This window comes from Actinopolyspora sp. BKK2, assembly GCF_011291845.1.
GTDB classification, from domain to species: domain Bacteria; phylum Actinomycetota; class Actinomycetes; order Mycobacteriales; family Pseudonocardiaceae; genus Actinopolyspora; species Actinopolyspora saharensis.
The window spans coordinates 507,018-523,982 of record NZ_JAANTE010000004.1 but is presented as its reverse complement, the minus strand read 5'-3'; the positions used below and the strand labels follow the sequence as shown (position 1 = coordinate 523,982).

At 65.9% G+C, this 16,965-nt stretch carries 13 protein-coding genes and 2 pseudogenes; 12 read left to right on the top strand and 3 right to left on the bottom strand.

The window, feature by feature from the left end:
* Positions 1-52: 52 nt before the first annotated feature.
* The 7 genes and pseudogenes from G9Q41_RS11995 to G9Q41_RS11965 all read left to right on the top strand — a co-directional run bounded on the left by G9Q41_RS11995 (position 53) and on the right by G9Q41_RS11965 (position 8,810).
* On the top strand, positions 53-2,107 hold the full coding sequence (locus G9Q41_RS11995) for a hydantoinase/oxoprolinase family protein (RefSeq protein WP_165632483.1): 2,055 nt from the start codon (positions 53-55) through the stop codon (positions 2,105-2,107).
* A gap of 58 nt (positions 2,108-2,165) precedes the next feature.
* Positions 2,166-4,331, top strand: a complete 2,166-nt coding sequence (locus G9Q41_RS11990; protein WP_165632484.1) for a hydantoinase B/oxoprolinase family protein — start codon at positions 2,166-2,168, stop codon at positions 4,329-4,331.
* A pseudogene (locus tag G9Q41_RS21905) lies at positions 4,328-5,578 on the top strand (CoA transferase). Before G9Q41_RS11990 ends, G9Q41_RS21905 begins: the two are co-directional and overlap by 4 nt.
* Positions 5,575-6,378 (top strand): enoyl-CoA hydratase/isomerase family protein, encoded by an 804-nt coding sequence (locus tag G9Q41_RS11980; RefSeq protein WP_017975605.1) that lies wholly within the window; start codon positions 5,575-5,577, stop codon positions 6,376-6,378. The pseudogene G9Q41_RS21905 and the gene G9Q41_RS11980 overlap by 4 nt, the downstream one beginning before the upstream one ends.
* Before the next feature lie 76 nt (positions 6,379-6,454).
* Positions 6,455-7,411, top strand: coding sequence for a hydroxymethylglutaryl-CoA lyase (locus G9Q41_RS11975; RefSeq protein WP_165632485.1), 957 nt, complete (start codon positions 6,455-6,457; stop codon positions 7,409-7,411).
* A 2-nt stretch (positions 7,412-7,413) separates the two neighbouring features.
* A complete protein-coding gene (locus tag G9Q41_RS11970) occupies positions 7,414-8,169 on the top strand; it encodes a CoA transferase subunit A (protein WP_026152503.1) in 756 nt (251 codons plus the stop codon).
* Positions 8,169-8,810, top strand: coding sequence for a CoA transferase subunit B (locus G9Q41_RS11965; protein ID WP_017975608.1), 642 nt, complete (start codon positions 8,169-8,171; stop codon positions 8,808-8,810). The genes G9Q41_RS11970 and G9Q41_RS11965 overlap by 1 nt, the downstream gene beginning before the upstream one ends.
* A 186-nt stretch (positions 8,811-8,996) precedes the next feature.
* Here the strand turns inward: G9Q41_RS11965 and G9Q41_RS11960 are convergent, their stop codons facing one another.
* Complete coding sequence (locus G9Q41_RS11960; RefSeq protein ID WP_033374707.1) at positions 8,997-9,242, bottom strand: hypothetical protein; 246 nt, start codon at positions 9,240-9,242, stop codon at positions 8,997-8,999.
* A 119-nt stretch (positions 9,243-9,361) separates the two neighbouring features.
* On the opposite strand from G9Q41_RS11960, the gene G9Q41_RS11955 reads away from it, so the two are divergent.
* The gene (locus G9Q41_RS11955) at positions 9,362-10,024 is read left to right on the top strand and encodes a transposase (protein WP_207630910.1); all 663 of its coding nucleotides are present in this window, start codon (positions 9,362-9,364) and stop codon (positions 10,022-10,024) included.
* Here G9Q41_RS11955 and G9Q41_RS11950 read toward each other — a convergent pair.
* Both G9Q41_RS11950 and G9Q41_RS22690 read right to left on the bottom strand, forming a co-directional pair.
* A complete protein-coding gene (locus G9Q41_RS11950) occupies positions 9,990-11,285 on the bottom strand; it encodes an IS256 family transposase (RefSeq protein WP_165632486.1) in 1,296 nt (431 codons plus the stop codon). The genes G9Q41_RS11955 and G9Q41_RS11950 overlap by 35 nt on opposite strands.
* A 151-nt stretch (positions 11,286-11,436) precedes the next feature.
* Positions 11,437-11,921, bottom strand: a pseudogene (locus tag G9Q41_RS22690) (Tn3 family transposase); the annotation flags it as partial.
* Between the two features lie 104 nt (positions 11,922-12,025).
* On the opposite strand from G9Q41_RS22690, the gene G9Q41_RS11940 reads away from it, so the two are divergent.
* From G9Q41_RS11940 to G9Q41_RS11925, 4 genes are all read left to right on the top strand, one after another.
* On the top strand, positions 12,026-12,748 hold the full coding sequence (locus G9Q41_RS11940; protein ID WP_165632487.1) for a GntR family transcriptional regulator: 723 nt from the start codon (positions 12,026-12,028) through the stop codon (positions 12,746-12,748).
* Between the two features lie 155 nt (positions 12,749-12,903).
* Positions 12,904-14,058, top strand: a complete 1,155-nt coding sequence (gene solA, locus G9Q41_RS11935) for an N-methyl-L-tryptophan oxidase (RefSeq protein WP_017975614.1) — start codon at positions 12,904-12,906, stop codon at positions 14,056-14,058.
* Between the two features lie 4 nt (positions 14,059-14,062).
* Entirely contained in the window at positions 14,063-15,520 is a 1,458-nt protein-coding gene (locus tag G9Q41_RS11930; protein ID WP_017975615.1) for a sodium:solute symporter family protein, read from the top strand.
* Between the two features lie 11 nt (positions 15,521-15,531).
* The gene (locus G9Q41_RS11925) at positions 15,532-16,689 is read left to right on the top strand and encodes an FAD-binding oxidoreductase (RefSeq protein WP_165632488.1); all 1,158 of its coding nucleotides are present in this window, start codon (positions 15,532-15,534) and stop codon (positions 16,687-16,689) included.
* Positions 16,690-16,965 lie beyond the last annotated feature (276 nt).

Here is a 16,965-nt window from a genome sequence, read left to right as displayed (position 1 = left end):
CCGCCCAGCCAGCCGACCCCACACACCGAACGTCAAAGGAGACGCAGCGATCATGACTCTACACGTGGGAATCGACGTGGGCGGCACGTTCACGGACGCGGTCGCCGTTCACGACGGCCGCGCCGTGCGCGGCAAGGCCTTCTCCACCCCCGATGTCACAACCGGCATCCTCGATGCCCTCGCCGTTCTCGAACATCGGCTCGAAGTCGGCGAGGACGGCTTCTACTCGCAGATCGACCGGTTCGTCCTCGGGAACACGATCGTCACCAACGCCGTCGACGAGCAGAAGTACTCGGCCGTCGGTCTGCTCACCACGCAGGGCTTTCGCGACACGCTGCGAATCGCCCGTTCCGCGCGGGACGACGAGCGGGACCCGCACCGCATGACGCCGCCACCGGAAATCATCGATCGCAATCGGATCGTCGAGGTTTCCGAACGCGTCGATGCCCACGGCACGGTGCTGGCACCCCTGGGCGAAGACGCTTTGGGCCAGGCCGTCGATCGCGTCCTGCAGGCGGGAGCGGAGTCGCTGGCGGTGTGCCTGTTGTGGTCGTTCCGCAATCCCCAGCACGAGCAAGCGATCGGTAAGTACCTCGAAACCCACCACCCGGGGCTGCCCTACACGTTGTCCAGCTCGCTGACGCCGGTGTACCGCGAGTACGAGCGAATGGTCACGACCACGCTCGATGCGGCGGTCAAGCCGATCGTGGCGCAGCACTTCGACCATCTCGCCAACGAGCTCGCTCAGCGGGGGCTGCGCACCCGTGTGCAGATCATGCAGGTCCACGGCGGTTTCCTGTCAGCGGAGGAGACCAGCAAAGCGCCGATCGGCATGTTCAACTCCGGACCAGTGGGCGGCGTCACCGGCGCACGCCTGCTCGGTCATCACTTGGGACGGCAACGGGTGCTCACCGCGGACATGGGCGGTACGAGCCTGGACGCCGCCGCGATCATCGACGACGAATTCCGCGTGCTGCCGCGCGCCGAAATCGGTGCCTTGCCCACGAGCCTCACCGCGGTGGACATCGAGACGATCGGTGCCGGCGGGGGCAGTCTCGCGTGGGTCGACGGACGGGGCGTCGTGCGAGTCGGTCCGCAGAGCGCCGGCTCGGTTCCGGGACCGGCATGTTACGGTAAGGGCGGTGAGCGGCCCGCCGTGACCGACGCGGCACTCGCGATGGGCTTACTCAACCCCGACTACTACCTCGGCGGCAGCGTCACGCTCTACGAGGACAAGGCCCGCGAGGCGGTGCAGCGCCACCTCGCCGGTCCGCTGTCGTTGAGCATCGACGACGCGGCCCACGGCGTCTACCGCCTCGCCGTGTCGCAGATGGCGAACGCGGTCCGCAAGATCACCGTCAACCGCGGGCACGACCCCCGGGAGTTCACGCTCGTCGGGTTCGGCGGGGCGTGCGGGCTGTTCGCGGCCGCCATCGCCTCCGAGATGGGTGTGGGAGAAGTGATCATCCCGCGGGACGCCGCGGTGTTCTCCGCCTACGGCCTGATGCACGCCGACTCCGTCTTCTCGGCCGTGCAGACCACGCCGTGGACGTTCGCGGATCCGGCGGCAGACCTGGAAAAGGAGTTCGCCTCGCTGGAAGCGCGTGCACAGGAGTGGTTCGAGACCGAGGGCATTGGCGAGCAACGGCGCGAGCTCTACCGCGAGGCGGACATGAAGTTCATGGGCCAGATCTTCGAGGTCACCACGCGGTTGCCCAGCAAGAGCTTCAACGAGCAGGACAAGGACCTGCTGCGCCAGCGCTTCATCGCGGACTACGAAGCGGAGTTCGGTTCCGGCACCGCCTGGACCGAAGCCGAGATCTTGCTGGTCAATTCTCGCGTCCAGGCGATCGGACGCACCGAAGCCCAGCAGATCACCGAAGATGGTGGCGGCGGCGAACAGCACAGCAGTGACCGACGGGACTGCATCGACCCCGCGACCGGGCAACGGCGCAGCATCGAGGTGCACCGCGGCTTCGGTTCCCGCGGGAAGGCGCAGGGGCCCTGTTTGCTGGAGGAGCCCGACACCACCGTGTACGTGCCCGCAGGGGCGGGTGTGGAAATGGTCGACGGTGGCCACTTCCTGATCCGCCAGAACGCCAGCTGAGGCGTTCTGGCTATCCCACCACTCGCCAATCCCGCCGCCCCGTCCTCTGGAGACAGCCATGACCACGAGTTCATCCTACGTTCCCGCCGGCTACGACCCCGTCACGCTCGAAGTGCTCCGGATGCGCCTGGATTCCATCGTCGAGGAGATGGGAAGCGCGATGATCCGCTCCTCCGGATCACCGGTGATCACCGAGTCCGGTGACTACAACACCGCGCTGTTCGACTCCGAAGGACGGATCTACTCCTATTCGGACGCCGTGCAGTTCCACATCGGGTCCGGCAGCGTCGCAGTGCAAAACCTCGTCGCGGAGATCGAGAACGAACCGGTGCACCCGGGCGACGCGTTCATCTGCAACGACCCGCACACCGCCGGTTCTGCACACCCGCCGGACACCAACATCATCTCACCGATCTTCCACGGCGACGAACTCATCGGTTGGGCCCAGTCGCAGGCGCACCTGGTCGACGTCGGCGGGATGACCCCGGGCGGCTTCGCCCCGGGTGCCTACGACTGCTACAGCGAGGCGCTGCGGTTGCCGCCCGGAGTGAAGGTCTTCGAACGCGGCAAGCCTGTCGAGTGGGTTCGCCGGATCCTGCTGAACAACGTGCGCGTGCCCATGCTGTTCTGGAACGACGTGCGCAGTCTGGTGGCCAGCAACAACACGGGCATTCGCCGCGTGCAGAGCACGGTCGAGGAGTTCGGGCTGGACGCCTTCCGGGACTACACGCGCGTCAACTTCGAGATCGCCGAACGCGTGGTCCGCGAACGGATCGCGCTGCTGGCCGACGGCGCCTACGAGGCGGACGAGTGGACCGAGCACAACGGCCACGTCAACGATCTCTACCGCGTGCACTGCACCATGACGGTCGCCGGCGACCAGCTCACGATGGACTTCGCCGGCTCCAGCCCGCAGACCGACGGTTTCATCAACCTCAGCTACGGCACCCTGGTGGGCAGCGTCGCCAGTGCTCTGGTGCCGATCCTGGCTTGGGACGTCCCGTTCAACGAGGGAGTCATGACCGCCTGCGACGTGCTGGCGGAACGCCGGTCCCTGGTTAATCCCGAGCCGCCGGCCCCCATCAGCAACGGTCACCTCACGACCGGTGCTCGCGTGAGCCGTCTGGTCACCAAGCTGCTCAACGAGGCGGCGCGGTCCAGCGACAGTGAGGTGGTGTGGGCCCGCACGCAGGGCGTGTGGGCGGATTCGTGGACCGGTGGCATCTCCGCGGGCACCCGCGACGACGGCGAGTACTTCGTCCTGTTCAATATGGACGGTGGCGGCATGGGTACCGGGGCGCAGCCGGTGACCGACGGGCTCGACTGCGGCGGGATGATGACCCAGGTCAACAATTCGCTGCCGGACGTCGAGATGAACGAAATGCTCTACCCGGTGCTGTACCTGTGGAAGCGGCTCAACACCGCCAGCGCCGGGCACGGGGCCTACCGGGGTGGACAGGGGCACGAGTTCGCCTGGACGCTGCACGGCGCTCAGGAAGTGACCCAAACGGTGTTCGCCCCCAACGCGCAGGTGGTCGCGGACGGCTTCGGTGGCGGTATTGCAGGTGGCGGCAGCGGGCACGCGCTGTGGCGGGACACCAACGTCAACGAGCTGTTCGGGCGCGGGACAGTTCCGACCGACACCGCGTTGACCGCCAGCACGCGAGGTTTGTTCGAGGTCAACCAGCAGGGCGTCACGATCGGCACCGACGACGTGTTCGTGGAATGGGTGGCCGGTGGCGGCGGCTATGGCGACCCGTTGCTGCGCGAGCCGGTGTCAGTCGTCCGCGACGTGGCCGATGGGTACGTGACCGCGGACATCGCCTCGCGGGTGTACGGAGTGCAGCTCGTCGATGGCGATGTCGACACCGTGGGAACCGAGCGCCAGCGCGCGGCGCTGCGCACCGAACGGCTCGGCGGAAGCGCACCGCGGCAGCCGGTCGCGCCGGATGCGTCCCCCGAGAGCTCGGCTCCCCGGCGGGACGAACACGGTTGGTATTGCCCTGCGAGCGGTGCTCGGCTGAGCAGCCGCGAGGACTGGCGAGCCGAGATTCCCGCGCGCACCAGCGTCGCCTCGCAGCGTCTGTCCGAGTTCGGTGTGAGCGTCCGTCCACGCGATCCGGAGCCGGCCGTGCTGATCGATGAGTGGATCAGCCCAGCGTGCGGCACGTTGCTGGAGACTCGCGTCCGAGTGGCTTCGCAAGAGGAGGTCGAAATCCGATGACAGAACTTCCCGTGTCCACGGACCGTGAAACCACCTCGCGGGGACCTCTCGCCGGGGTGGTCGTCCTCGACATCACCCGCGTGGTGGCCGGACCGTTCTGTTCGATGATCCTGGCCGACCTCGGCGCGACGGTGATCAAGATCGAGCGCCCCAGCGATCCGGATTACGCGCGGGACTTCCCGCCCTTCCTCGAATCCGATGACGGCGATCGGTTCAGCGCCTTCTTCGGCCAGTACAACCGCAACAAGCTCGGCCTCACGCTCGATCTCGCCGCCGAGGAAGGCAAGGAACTGCTGAAGAAGCTCGTCGAGAGCGCCGACGTGCTCGTCGAGAACTTCCGTCCGGGCACGATGGACAAACTCGGCCTCGGCTACGAGCAACTACGGCAGGCCAACCCGAGACTCGTCTACACCGCGATCTCCGGATTCGGCCAGACAGGACCGAACCGGCGGCACCCGGCGTTCGACAACAGCGCGCAGGCCGCAGGCGGTCTCTGGTCGATGAACGGAGTCCCGGGCCAACCTCCGACGCGGGTGGGAACGATCATCGGAGATCTCGCGGCCACGATGTACGGCGTGATCGGAACGTAGGCGGCGCTGCGGCACGCCGAACGAAGCGGCGAGGGCCAGCTCGTCGACGTGGCCCAACAGGATTCAGTTCTCTCACTGACCGAAAACGCAGTCGTCTCCTACACCGTCGACGGCACTGTCGCCGAGCCCTTGGGCAACGCCCATCCGTTCGTCCGGCCCTACGCGCTCTACCCGTGCAAGGACGGGTACGTGTTCTTTGGCGGCTACACGGACAAGTTCTGGAGACTCACCTGCGCCATGTTCGGCGAGCCCGACACGGCCGATGATCCCGAGATCGACACGATGGCCAAGCGCTTCGACTCGGAGGTCTACGAACGGCGCGTGCGACCGTTGCTGCACCGGTGGATGGCGCAGCGAACGCGCGCCGAGTTGGAGGAATTGGCCGGCGACGAAGTCCCCTTGACCGCGATCAAGGACATCGGTGATGTCGTCAATGACCCGCACATCGATGCCCGCGACATGATCGTCGACGTAGAGTACCCGGACTTCGGCACGCTGGAGATGTTCGGACAGCCCGTCCACCTCAGCGCCACACCGGCATCTCCTCGCGGCCTCGCGCCCAAACTCGGTGAGCACACGGACACGATCCTCCGCGGCATGGCGGAGAAGTCCGAAGAAGAGATCGCGGCGCTGCGCGAATCCAGGGTGGTGTCATGAGCATCAGCCTGGAGCGAGAAGGCTCCGTGGCGGTCATCCGGATCGATCGCCCGGACAAGCTCAACGCCCTGACGCTCGCGATGTACGACGAGCTGGCCGCTGCCTTCGTCGAAGTCCGCGACGACGCGGCCATCGCCGCGGCCGTGCTGACCGGCAGCGGTGGTAGAGCCTTCTGCGTCGGTGCGGATCTGGGCGAGTCCATCCCGGCTCTGGCCGAGGGACGGTTCGACATCTCCCAATGGGACGGCGCGCACCAGAAGCACACCGATCTGCACAAGCCCGTCATCGGTGCGGTCAACGGTTTGTGCCTCGGTGGCGGATTCGAGATCCTGCTGTCCACGGACCTGCGGATCGCTTCGGAACACGCCGAATTCCAGCTTCCCGAACCCCGAGTCGGCGTGGTTCCCGCCGGCGGGACGCTCGTTCGGCTCACGCGCCAGATCCCGCACGCGTGGGCGATGCGTCTGCTGTTGCTCTCGGAACGCATTGGCGCGCACGACGCGCTTCAGTACGGGCTGCTGAATGCCGTGACTCCCCCAGACGAGGTGCTGCCCACCGCGATGGAATGGGCGGAACGCCTCTCGAAGCTGAGCGGGACTGCTCTGGGCACGATCAAAGAAGCGGTCTCGCGGCTGAGCAATCTCCCACCCGAGGAAGCCTTCCACAGCGAGGCCCTCTACGGGCAGCGGGCCTTCACTTCCCCGGACGCCGATGAGGGGTTGGCAGCATTCAACGAGGCACGCGACCCGGTGTTCCCGTCCCGCAGCTCGGGCACTGACACCAAGAACACCGAGAACTGACGGCACTGCGATCGAGAAGGCCGACGAGCGGTTCGCGCCGTTGGCCGGACGGTGCCTGCGCACGCACAGGAGAGGTATGAACGCGTTGCCCACCGCCTGTCCCGAAGGCGGCTTGCCTGCTTCGGTGACCATCTACGAAGTCGGACCTCGGGATGGCCTCCAAGCTGAGAAGCGCATCATCGATACGTCGACCAAGGTCGAACTCATTCGGAAGTTGGCCGCCACGGGCCTGACCGCCGTCGAGGCCACCAGCTTCGTCTCCGCCCGCTGGGTGCCCCAGCTCGGAGACGCTTCCGACGTGCTCGCCGAACTCGACCTCGCCGGCACGGCGCGCCACCCCGTGCTGGTGCCCAACGAGCGGGGGATGAGCCGCGCCCTGGAAGCCGGGGCGCGGGAGATCGCCGTGTTCGCCAGCGCCACCGAGAGCTTCGCCCGCAGCAACCTGGGGCGCGGGGTGCACGAGGTCCTGACGGCGCTCGCACCGGTCGTCGCCGAAGCCCGGGGACGCGACATGCCGGTACGCGGCTACGTCTCGATGTGCTTCGGCGACCCGTGGGAGGGACCGGTGCCGCTCGATGCCGTCGTGGCGGTCGCACGGCGGCTGATCGATCAGGGCTGCTCGCGCATCTCGCTGGGCGACACCATCGGTGTGGCGACTCCGGGCCACGTCAAGGCGCTGGTAGTGGCCCTCGGCGCGGCCGGTGTTCCGCCCTCCGCGCTGGCTCTGCACTGCCATGACACCTACGGGCAGGCGCTAGCCAACGTGCACGCGGGGCTACAGGCCGGCGTTGGGGAATTCGACAGTTCGATCGGCGGCGTGGGTGGTTGCCCGTTCGCCCGGAGCGCGACTGGCAACCTCGCCACCGAAGACCTCGTGTGGATGCTGCGCGGTTTCGGCTACGAGCTCGGGATCGATCTGGCCGCGCTGGTGCGGACCGGCACCTGGCTGGCCGAACACCTGGGCCGGCCGAACCCGTCTCGGGCGGCGGCCGCCTTGAGCCAGTCCGACGGCCGGTCGAGGAGTGCGGAATGAGCTTGGACAAGACGGTGCCGAGCGCGGACGAGGCCGTGGCCGAGATTCCCCCCGGAGCTGACTTGGCCGTAGGCGGCTTCGGCGTCTGCGGCGTCCCGACCACGCTCATCGACACCATCGCCGAGCACGGGGTCGACCGGTTGGCCGTGGTGTCGAACAACTGCGGTGTGGATGACGCGGGCCTCGGAGTGCTGCTGTCGGCGGGACGGTTGCGACGGGTCACCGCGTCCTACGTCGGCGAGAACAAGGAGTTCGCCCGCCAGTACCTCGGTGGCGAGCTGGAACTCGAACTGTGCCCGCAGGGCAGCTTGGCCGAGCGACTTCGCGCCGGAGGAACGGGCATACCCGCCTTCTACACCCCTGCCGGAGTGGGCACGCCGGTCGCCGAAGGCAGCATGCCGTGGCGTTACGGCGCCGACGGAGCGGTCGCGGTGGCCTCACCGCCGAAGGAAGTGCGCGAGTTCGACGGTGTGCAGTACGTGCTGGAACACGCCATCACCGCGGACTACGCACTCGTTCGCGCGGCGCGCGGGGACCGCTGGGGAAATCTCGTGTTCGCCCGGGCCGCCCGCAACTTCAACCCGTTGTGCGCCATGGCCGGCCGGACCACGATCGCCGAAGTCGAAGAGCTCGTCGAAGTGGGCGAGATCGCCCCGGACGAGGTGCACCTGCCCGGGGTTTTCGTTCACCGGGTCGTCGAGGCCGATCACGAGGACAAGCGCGTCGAGAAACGGACCGTGCGGACGGAGGCCCCCTGATGGCGTGGACACGGGAGCAGATGGCCGCGCGCGTTGCCGCGGAGTTGGGCGACGGGCAGTACGTCAATCTCGGTATCGGGCTGCCGACCCTGGTGCCCGACCACCTGCCGCCGGACGTGGATGTGGTGCTGCACAGCGAGAACGGCATCCTCGGCACCGGTCCCTACCCGAGGCCGGATGAGGTGGACCCGGACCTGATCAACGCGGGGAAGGAGACCGTGACCGTCCGAGCCGGCGCAGCTTTCTTCGACTCCGCGGAGTCGTTCGGGATGATCCGCGGCAAGCACCTCGATGTCGCGGTGCTCGGCGGTATGCAAGTCTCGGCCACCGGCGACCTGGCCAACTGGTCCGTTCCCGGAAAAATGATTAAGGGCATGGGCGGTGCGATGGACCTCGTGCACGGCGCCCGCACCGTCATCGTGCTCATGGACCACACCACCAAAGACGGGCAATCGAAGATCGTTCCGCACTGCGACCTGCCGCTGACCGGACGCGGGGTGGTCACCAAGGTGGTCACCGACCTGGCGGTCGTGGACATCACCGACGAAGGCGTGCGGTTGAGCGAACTCGCGCCGGACGTGACGATCGAAGACGTGCGCGCTGCGACGGCGACGGATCTGACTATGCTGCCCGCACAATGACCGCTGCTGGCAGGCATCCGGGTTTGATCTGTGCCTTGCGACAGGGAAGGCTGCTGCTCCCAGTGACGGTCGAGGAGAAAGCCCTTTGGTCAACCACACGGCTGCGGTTGGGGGAGGTTAGCTGAGAGTTGAGGCGTACGCGTGGAGTTCTGGCCTCGGGCCGGTGACCGGTTCAACCAGCCCTTCTCAAAAGGTGGTGGCGCTACGGTCACGATCCGGCGTTGGCGGGCTGCCGGCGAGCCAGAGGGTTCGCAGATAGCCGCAGTCGGTCCAGGTGCAGGCGTGGAGTACGAAACTGCCGGGTTCCTGCTGGTGCTTGCGGCACCAGGTCAGAGCTTGCTCGACGTCGCAGTGATGCAGAGTGTAGCTGCTGCACGTCGTGTTGCGCTGCGCACCGTCCTGGTCGATGTCCCAGCTCCACAGCTCGACCATGAAGGTGGGCTGGTCCTTTTGGCTGCACACCAGCCGGTCGTCGACTCGTGCACCTGCATCTAGTGGTTCGTCTATGGACCTTGGACAGGCTATGTGATCTTTGCTTCGGGTGGTCGGGCATGCTGTTCTCCGCGACGGTGATGAGTTCGTGGAGGTGGTCGATGCCGCGTCGTCCGGAGGTGTTCGTGCGCCCGGTCAGCACGGCCGAAGGGCAACGCCTGGCGCCCGTTCAAAAAACCCCTGCGCATGCGGGCGACCTACACCCGTACCCAGGGGGGCAGCACCTGTTCGCCGCCCTCGACCTGGCCACCGGCAAAATCACCTACCGCATCCGCGACCGCAAACGCTGGCGCGAGTCCCTCACCTTCCTCAAGCAACTGCGCCGCCGCTGGCCCGGCCAACGGCTCTACCTGATCCTGGACAACTACGGACCGCACAAGCGCCCCGAAGTCCTGAACTGGACCGCAACCACCAACATCGAACTCGTGTTCACCCCGACCAACGCCTCCTGGCTGAACTGGATCGAGTCCGAATTCACCGCGCTACCCTACTTCGCCCTGAACGGAACCGACCACCGCAACCACGCCGAACAAGACGCCCCCTCGACGCCTACCTCCGCTGGCACAACCAACGAGCACAACCCAAACACCACTTCGCAATCAACTCACACATCCGACAACCCGATTACACGATCAACACCGCCTGACACGAGGGTCTGTCTGATGATCGGTGTTTCCGGCGGTTCGGTCAGTAGGTTTCAGCGGCCGGCCAGCGGTCACTGAAGGTGATCGCGAACGCGTTCACGACCGGTTTCCATCGCATCGTCCAGCGGGTCCGGCCCGTACCGGTCGGGTCCAGGCTGCGGGTCACAAGGTACAGGCACTTCAAGGCGGCCTGCTCGGTCGGGAAGTGCCCGCGGGCTCGTACTGCTCGGCGGTAGCGAGCATTGAGCGACTCAATCGCGTTCGTGGAGCAGATCATCGTCCTGATGTTCACGTCGTAGTCCAAAAACGGTGTGAACTCTTCCCATGCGTTGCGCCAGAGTCGCACCATCGCCGCGTGTTTGTCACCCCATTTCTCGTCGAGTTTCTCCAATGCGGCAGCGGCCGCGTCGGCGTTCGGGGCCGTGTAGATCAGTTTCAGGTCGCGTTTCAGGGCGTCGGAGTGCTTGCGCGAGACCAGCCGGAACGAGTTCCGAATCAGGTGGATGATGCAGGTGTGCACCTTGGTCTGCGGCCAGACGTTTTCCACGACTTCGGGCAGTCCCTTGAGTCCATCGCAGATGAGGAAGAACACGTCGCGCACGCCGCGGTTTTTCAGATCGATGAGCACGCTCATCCAGAACTTCGCGCCCTCGCCACCGGTGCCCATCCATAGCCCGAGCACGTCCTTGCGGCCATCGATGGTGACGCCGATGGCGGCGTAGACGGGTCGGTTGGCGACCTGCCCGTCGCGGACCTTGACGTGGATCGCATCGATGAAGATCGCACAGTACACCGCGTCCAGCGGGCGATGGGACCACTCGTCCATCTCGGCCACGACCTTGTCGGTGATTCGGGAAATGGTGACTTTGGACACCGACGCCCCGTAGATGTCGGCAAAATGCGCTGAGATCTCGCCGGTGGTCATGCCCTTCGCATACAGCGACAGCACGATCTCGTCGACAGAGCTGAGGCGCCGCTGCCGCTTCGTGACGATCTGGGGCTCGAACGTCCCTTCCCGATCCCGGGGGACCGCGATCTCGACCTCGCCCACGGCATCAGAGAGGACGGTTTTCGTGCGAGTTCCGTTGCGGATATTGCCCGAGTCTCGCTCAGCATCGGCCCGGTTCGGTTCGTGGCCGAGATGTTCGGTCATTTCCTCGTTCAGCTCTGCTTCCAGCACATTCTTGGTGAACAGCTTCAACAGCCCGTCCGGGCCGGTCAGCTCCAGGCCCTGCTGCCTGGCCTGGTCCACTATCGCCGCCGCAGCGGCCTGCTCCGGCGACAACCGTCGCCCCGACGTCTCCGCCTGCTCCTGTGCACTCACAGCATCAGAGGTCATCACTCACAGTGCCCATCCCGCCGGACCCGAGCCCGGCGTGTCAGGCCGGAAACACCGTTCAAGCGACAGTCCCGGCGCAGGGCTGAGGTGCGTCCGGTTTGGATGGGAATGCCGTGGCGGCGGAGCGCGTCGCCGAGGCTGCGGTGCTGGAGAGGTTGGCCTGGGCTTTGATGTCGCGGCGGTAGCCGGGCTCGTCGACCATCCGCAGCACGTGCAGGGTCTTGTGAATGCGCCCGTAGGCCGCGATGGCTTCGCCCAGCGGGGTGGGTTGCCCGTCGCGGGAGAGCATGCGGATCACGTCGTGGGCGCGCACCGCGCCGGTGTGGATGGAGGCGACCACCCGCAGGATGTCGTCCCAGTGCCGCCGCACCCGGCTGAGGTTGATGCGGCCGCGGGCGGCGTGGTTGAACGGGCCGTAGTCGGCCTTGGTGTCGATGCGCCCCACAGCTTCTGGTCCGGCAGGTCGGCCAGCTGTGGGGCGTAGGTGAAACCGGCCAGGGTGAGCAGGCCGAACACGATGTCGGGGTAGGAGGCGGTGTCGGTGACGATCATCTGCGGCTTGGTGCCGCCGTCACGGTCGTAGAGCACGTCGAGCACGTGCAGCGAGTCGCGTGGGGAGCTGGCCACGACCTTGCCGAGCTCTGTCCCGTTTCAGAGCACGTGAGGGCCCTCATTTGTTGGTAATTGTCCGATCAAATCAATTATTGACCAGCAATTAATCCCGTTGCTACTTTTTGTTCGTGGCAACTCCGGTGTACTTACGTATCCGTACCGAACTGGAGCAGCAGATCCAGTCGGGTGCGCTTCCGCTGGGCACTCGACTTCCCACTGAGGCCGAGCTCCAGCAGCGATACTCGGTCGGGCGCGCCACTGCTCAGCGAGTCCTGACAGAGCTGGCCCAGGCCGGACTGGTGGAACGCCACCGGCGGCGCGGCACCTTCGTCGCTGAGGGCGGACGGCAGGAGAATCTGCAGCGCATGGCGAATCCTACCCTGCAAGGTTCGGAAATCCACGGTCGACATGCCGTGGAGTCCGCGACCGTGGTACCTGTCCAGGACGCCGAGATCGCACTGCCTGACGTCGCTAACGACACGCCAGTGAACCAACTGCGGCGGCTCAAGTTCGACGTCGACGACAACCCGGTCGCTGTTGAGCTCATCGCAGTACCGTTTTCAGTAGCCCCACGACTTTTCGACGAGAATCTGGAATACCTCACGGTGCACGACTACTTCGCCCGCCACCAGATTCCCGCGGCAAAATCGCGCGTGTACATCGACCCGATCGTTCTCGACGAAGCCACCGCTACCCGGCTGCTCACCCGGCCTGGCCAAGCCGTGGTCCGGTTGCGCCGGTTGACCTGGCTGACCGACGGCAAGCTCGCCGAGGCGATGTGGCACATCATTCGCCCCGACCTGGTCGAGTTCTTCATCGAGCAAACCACACTGTCTACAACATCCTCCTGACTCAGAGTAGTTCGCTTTTTCCTGGATCCGATATTTATATTCCAGCCGACCTGGAAATCCATGAAGTATTTTTCGGTTTCCGGCCACGGACCCGGATTCCAGTGTTCCTCAATCCCCTCGGTCGAGTCGGAACAGCCCCACACCAAGGAGGAACGATGAGTTCCACCTCGCCCACCGTCGCGGTCATCGGCACCGGCACCGTCGGCGCCATGGCGCTTTGGCAGCTGGCAAAACGCGGCGTCTCTGCAGTCGGATTCGACGCCTATGCCCCCGGGCATGACCGTGGTGGCTACGGCGGCCAGACCCGCATATTCCGGATAGCCTATCGCGAGGGTGCCGAGTACGTGCCGCTGCTGCGCCGCTCACTGGCAGGATGGCGCACGCTGGAGTCGGAGACAGACAGCTCGCTGTTCACACCAACCGGAGGCCTGACCATCGCCCCGGAAGGCCATCCCGACCTGGACATGGTTCGCAACTGCGCAGCCGACTTCGACCTCGCGCATGAGGAACTCTCACCGGCACAGTCGATGAAACGATTCCCGCACCTGCCGATCGAGGCCGACGAAAAAGTCTTCATCGACCACACCGCAGGAGTATTGCGGCCAGAGAAGGCCATCATCGCCGCTGCCACGCAGGCCGAGTCGCTCGGTGCTACTGTACATCGCTACTGTCCGGTGCAGGCAATCGAAGCCGCCGACCACGGGGTCCTTCTACGCACCGCCCGAGGAGAGCACCGCTTCGACCGCGTCGTGCTGGCGCCTGGCCCCTGGATAACGGACCTGGCCGAGTTTCCGGCACTGCAGCTCGAGGTGCACCAGATCACCACGCTGTGGTATCAGCAATGTCGGCCCGGCGAATTCCGACCCGAGCGCACTCCCGTTGTCCTCCGCAACGGCCCTATCGCCTACTCCAGCTTCCCGGCCGTCGACGGTGACACTGTCAAGGTCAGCTTGCACAGCTTGCCGCGCCCCCGCGTCCCTAGCGCCGAGCATGTTACGCGCAATCCCGCGCCGGAGCTGCTTGCCGCCATGCGCGAAGCGGTCACCCGCTTTCTCCCGGACGTCTATCCCGACCCAGTCCGGATCGGTAGTTATGCCGACTCCTTCACCCCAGACGGTCACCCGGTCATTGGACAGCTCCCCGGCCTGCCGAACGTCACCGTGCTGACTGGATTCTCCGGACACGGATTCAAGATGGCCCCCGTCTTTGGGGAGATCGCCGCCGACTTGGCCGTGGACGGCACCACCGGCCACAACGTCACCCACCTGGGCCTGGCCCGCTACGTCTCTCCTCCCACCCTGCAGAGGTGACCACATGACCGATGCGAACATCTCTCTGGTCGTTATCACCAGCCTGCTCCTCTTGTCCGTTGGTGCCGTCACCGTGGTCGCCGTCAGCCGCCGCGTTCGCGACGCCGGTGACTGGCTCGTAGCCGGCCGGTCGCTTCCCCTCTATGTCATCGTGTTCACCCAGTTCGCCACCGCCGTCGGCGGAGGGGTACTGGTCGCCCACGTCGGCCTGGCCTACGCATCCGGCTGGGCGTACTTCTTCTACCCGGCCTTTATCTTCGTGGGCATGATGCTGCTCACGAGCATCGCCCGTTGGATGCGTGAGCAGGAATTCTCCACTGTGCCGGGAATCCTACGCCGCCTCTACAACGAACATCCAGCCATCACGACCTTGGCCGCACTAGCCTGCATCGTCGTGCCGTTCGGGTGGCTGGCAACCCAGTTCGTCGCCTTCGCTTCCCTGTTCGCCGGTATCACCGGCCTGTCCACCACGTGGCTGACCGTCATCATGGGCGCGATCACACTGGTGTTCGTGCTGCCCGGTGGGCTGCGCTCGGTAGCCTGGAGCGACTTCCTGTTCGGCGTCGTGATGGTGATCATGTCGGTCACCGTCGCCGGCTACGTGCTGAACCTGGCAGGCGGATGGAGCGGCATCACCAGCGCCGTGCCGAACAACCTCACCGCACTCCCCGAAGGTCTCGGCGCGGCAGGTACCTCCACGGTCGTGCTGTGGCTGTTTTCGATCATCCCCGGCACCCTGACCAACCAAATGTACTACCAGCGCATCTTCTCGATCAGAGATATCGGCCAGGCGCGCAAGAGTCTGGTGATCAGTGGCGTTCTGGTCCTTGTCTCTGGCGCCTACGCCTTCATCATCGGCATGTCCGCACGGGCCATGAACCCCGGCCTGGCGGACTCCGAGATGGCCGCAGGCTGGATACTCACCCAGCTGCCCCCTCTCCTGCTGGCCCTGTACGCAGCCTTCCTGATGGCCACCATCGTCTCCACTACCGGCAGCGCGCTGCAGTCGGTCGTGACCAACGCCGTGCAGGACATCTACGTGCATCTGTTCGGCCACCGTGAGGGGGTCGGTTTGGTGCACCTGTCGCGCCTGCTGTCCGTTGCGGTCGTGGTCCTTGCTGCGCTGCTGGCCATTCTCTTCCCGACCGCGCTGACCTGGCTGGTCGCGACTTACGCCTACTCCGCCTCCGTGCTGGCTGCCCCCATCTTCATCGGCTACTTCTTACACAAGCGGGGTGGCCTCCTGCGGTCCGGTACCGCGCTGGCCGGGATCGTCGGCGGCCTCATCGGCTGCGCCGCCGCACACACCCTCGATACGACCATCCCGTACGCGATCTACGGCATCGTGAGCAGCGTCGTCTTCCTCCTGGTCGCTCACGCCGTTTTTGACCGCCGAGGTCCCACCGGCTCTGCGCCGACACAGCCGAGGGCGCCTGAACTCGACGCACACTCTGAGAGCTGAAAGGTAGGAGAATGCACGTCATCGTCATCGGAGCGGGCATCGTCGGGGTGTCGATCGCGGCCGGCCTCGCCGAGAGTGGAACCAGAGTCACCGTCCTGGAACAAGGCCACAGTGGAGAGGGCACCACGTCGACGTCGTACGCCTGGTTCAACGCCAACGGCAAGGAACCACCCTCCTACTTCGCGCTCAACGCCGCCGGGGTCCAGGCCCATCACGAATTGGTCCGCGACGGTGCACCTTGGTTCTTCCCCGGTGGGCACCTTGAGATCGCCGCCGACGAGGCACACCAGCGCCACCTCGAAAGCCGAATCGCGCGGCTCCGAAAGCATGGCTATCCAGTCGAAGAGTTCGACTCGGAACGAGCCCTGCAGCTCGTGCCAGACCTGCGACTTCCGGAAGATCCGCGCAAGGTGGCGTTCTTCCCTAAAGAGGGCCACATCTTCCCACTAGCCTATCTGGACACGATGCTCAACCGGGCCCGTGCGGCAGGAGCAGAGATCCACACTCAGGCCCATGTCGTGGCGATCGAACCCAGCGGCGCCGGCGCCGCAGTCCGTACAGCCGACGGCCGCTCCTTCGAGGCCGACACCGTGGTCACCGCAGCCGGACGCTGGACCGAAGAAATCGCCGCATTGGCCGGCGCACACGTTCCGTTGGCCCACTTCAGCGAGCCGGGCGATGCCACGGTCGGCTATCTAGCCACGACCAACCCCGTGTCCTCATCACTCGACAGAGTCGTGACCACACCACGGCTGAACGTGCGCCCGGATAGCAACGGACGACTGCTGCTGCAGGCACTGGACCTGGACGCAGCAGCCGATCCCAACCACACCCCACCCCCGGATTCCGCACTCGCCGAGGAATATCTACGGCGGCTCCGCGAGGCACTCCACGGCACCGAAGGCGCACAGGTGGAGCGTCTCGTCGTGGGACAACGCGTCATGCCAGCGGATGGCCTAACCATCGCTGGACCGAGCGTGGAACAGCCGTGGTTGTATGTGGTCGCCACCCATAGCGGCGTCACACTCGCCCCATTGCTGGGACGAGCAGTGACCCGGGAAGTGCTGGGCGGCCACGAGCCACTGCTCGACGACTTCCGCCTGAGCCGGTTCCGTGAAGGTGCGACGCTCACCGCACCGCCAGCCCCGTGCCGTCCCGGAGAACAGTAGCCGCAACTACCGGGCCTGAGCGGGGCAGGAGTGCACCAGGAAACGGGCCGCGGGAACTCGACAGACGAGGACCGCATAGCCATGCGGGAGTCTGAGTAGTAGGCGTACAGGATCCTCCGGTCACGGCTTCCTGGTTACGGCAGCGAGGAGCAGAGGACGGGGCCGTCTTGGTCGTTCCACGACAGCTCGAGGTGCGAGCAGCAGGAACGATTAGCGCGGCCCCTTGACCTCCCGAGCACGCACGACCGATCTGGCTACAGTACTGCCTGATCACGG

What these genes read in the sequence shown, in the direction of transcription:
- G9Q41_RS11955 (WP_207630910.1), top strand. Translation starts at nt 9,362, where the DNA reads ATGCTGTTCTCCGCGACGGTGATGAGTTCGTGGAGGTGGTCGATGCCG.
- solA (WP_017975614.1), top strand. Translation starts at nt 12,904, where the DNA reads ATGAGTTCCACCTCGCCCACCGTCGCGGTCATCGGCACCGGCACCGTC.
- G9Q41_RS11960 (WP_033374707.1), bottom strand. Translation starts at nt 9,242, where the DNA reads ATGGTCGAGCTGTGGAGCTGGGACATCGACCAGGACGGTGCGCAGCGC.
- G9Q41_RS11975 (WP_165632485.1), top strand. Translation starts at nt 6,455, where the DNA reads ATGAACGCGTTGCCCACCGCCTGTCCCGAAGGCGGCTTGCCTGCTTCG.
- G9Q41_RS11925 (WP_165632488.1), top strand. Translation starts at nt 15,532, where the DNA reads ATGCACGTCATCGTCATCGGAGCGGGCATCGTCGGGGTGTCGATCGCG.
- G9Q41_RS11930 (WP_017975615.1), top strand. Translation starts at nt 14,063, where the DNA reads ATGACCGATGCGAACATCTCTCTGGTCGTTATCACCAGCCTGCTCCTC.
- G9Q41_RS11990 (WP_165632484.1), top strand. Translation starts at nt 2,166, where the DNA reads ATGACCACGAGTTCATCCTACGTTCCCGCCGGCTACGACCCCGTCACG.
- G9Q41_RS11995 (WP_165632483.1), top strand. Translation starts at nt 53, where the DNA reads ATGACTCTACACGTGGGAATCGACGTGGGCGGCACGTTCACGGACGCG.
- G9Q41_RS11950 (WP_165632486.1), bottom strand. Translation starts at nt 11,285, where the DNA reads ATGACCTCTGATGCTGTGAGTGCACAGGAGCAGGCGGAGACGTCGGGG.
- G9Q41_RS11965 (WP_017975608.1), top strand. Translation starts at nt 8,169, where the DNA reads ATGGCGTGGACACGGGAGCAGATGGCCGCGCGCGTTGCCGCGGAGTTG.
- G9Q41_RS11980 (WP_017975605.1), top strand. Translation starts at nt 5,575, where the DNA reads ATGAGCATCAGCCTGGAGCGAGAAGGCTCCGTGGCGGTCATCCGGATC.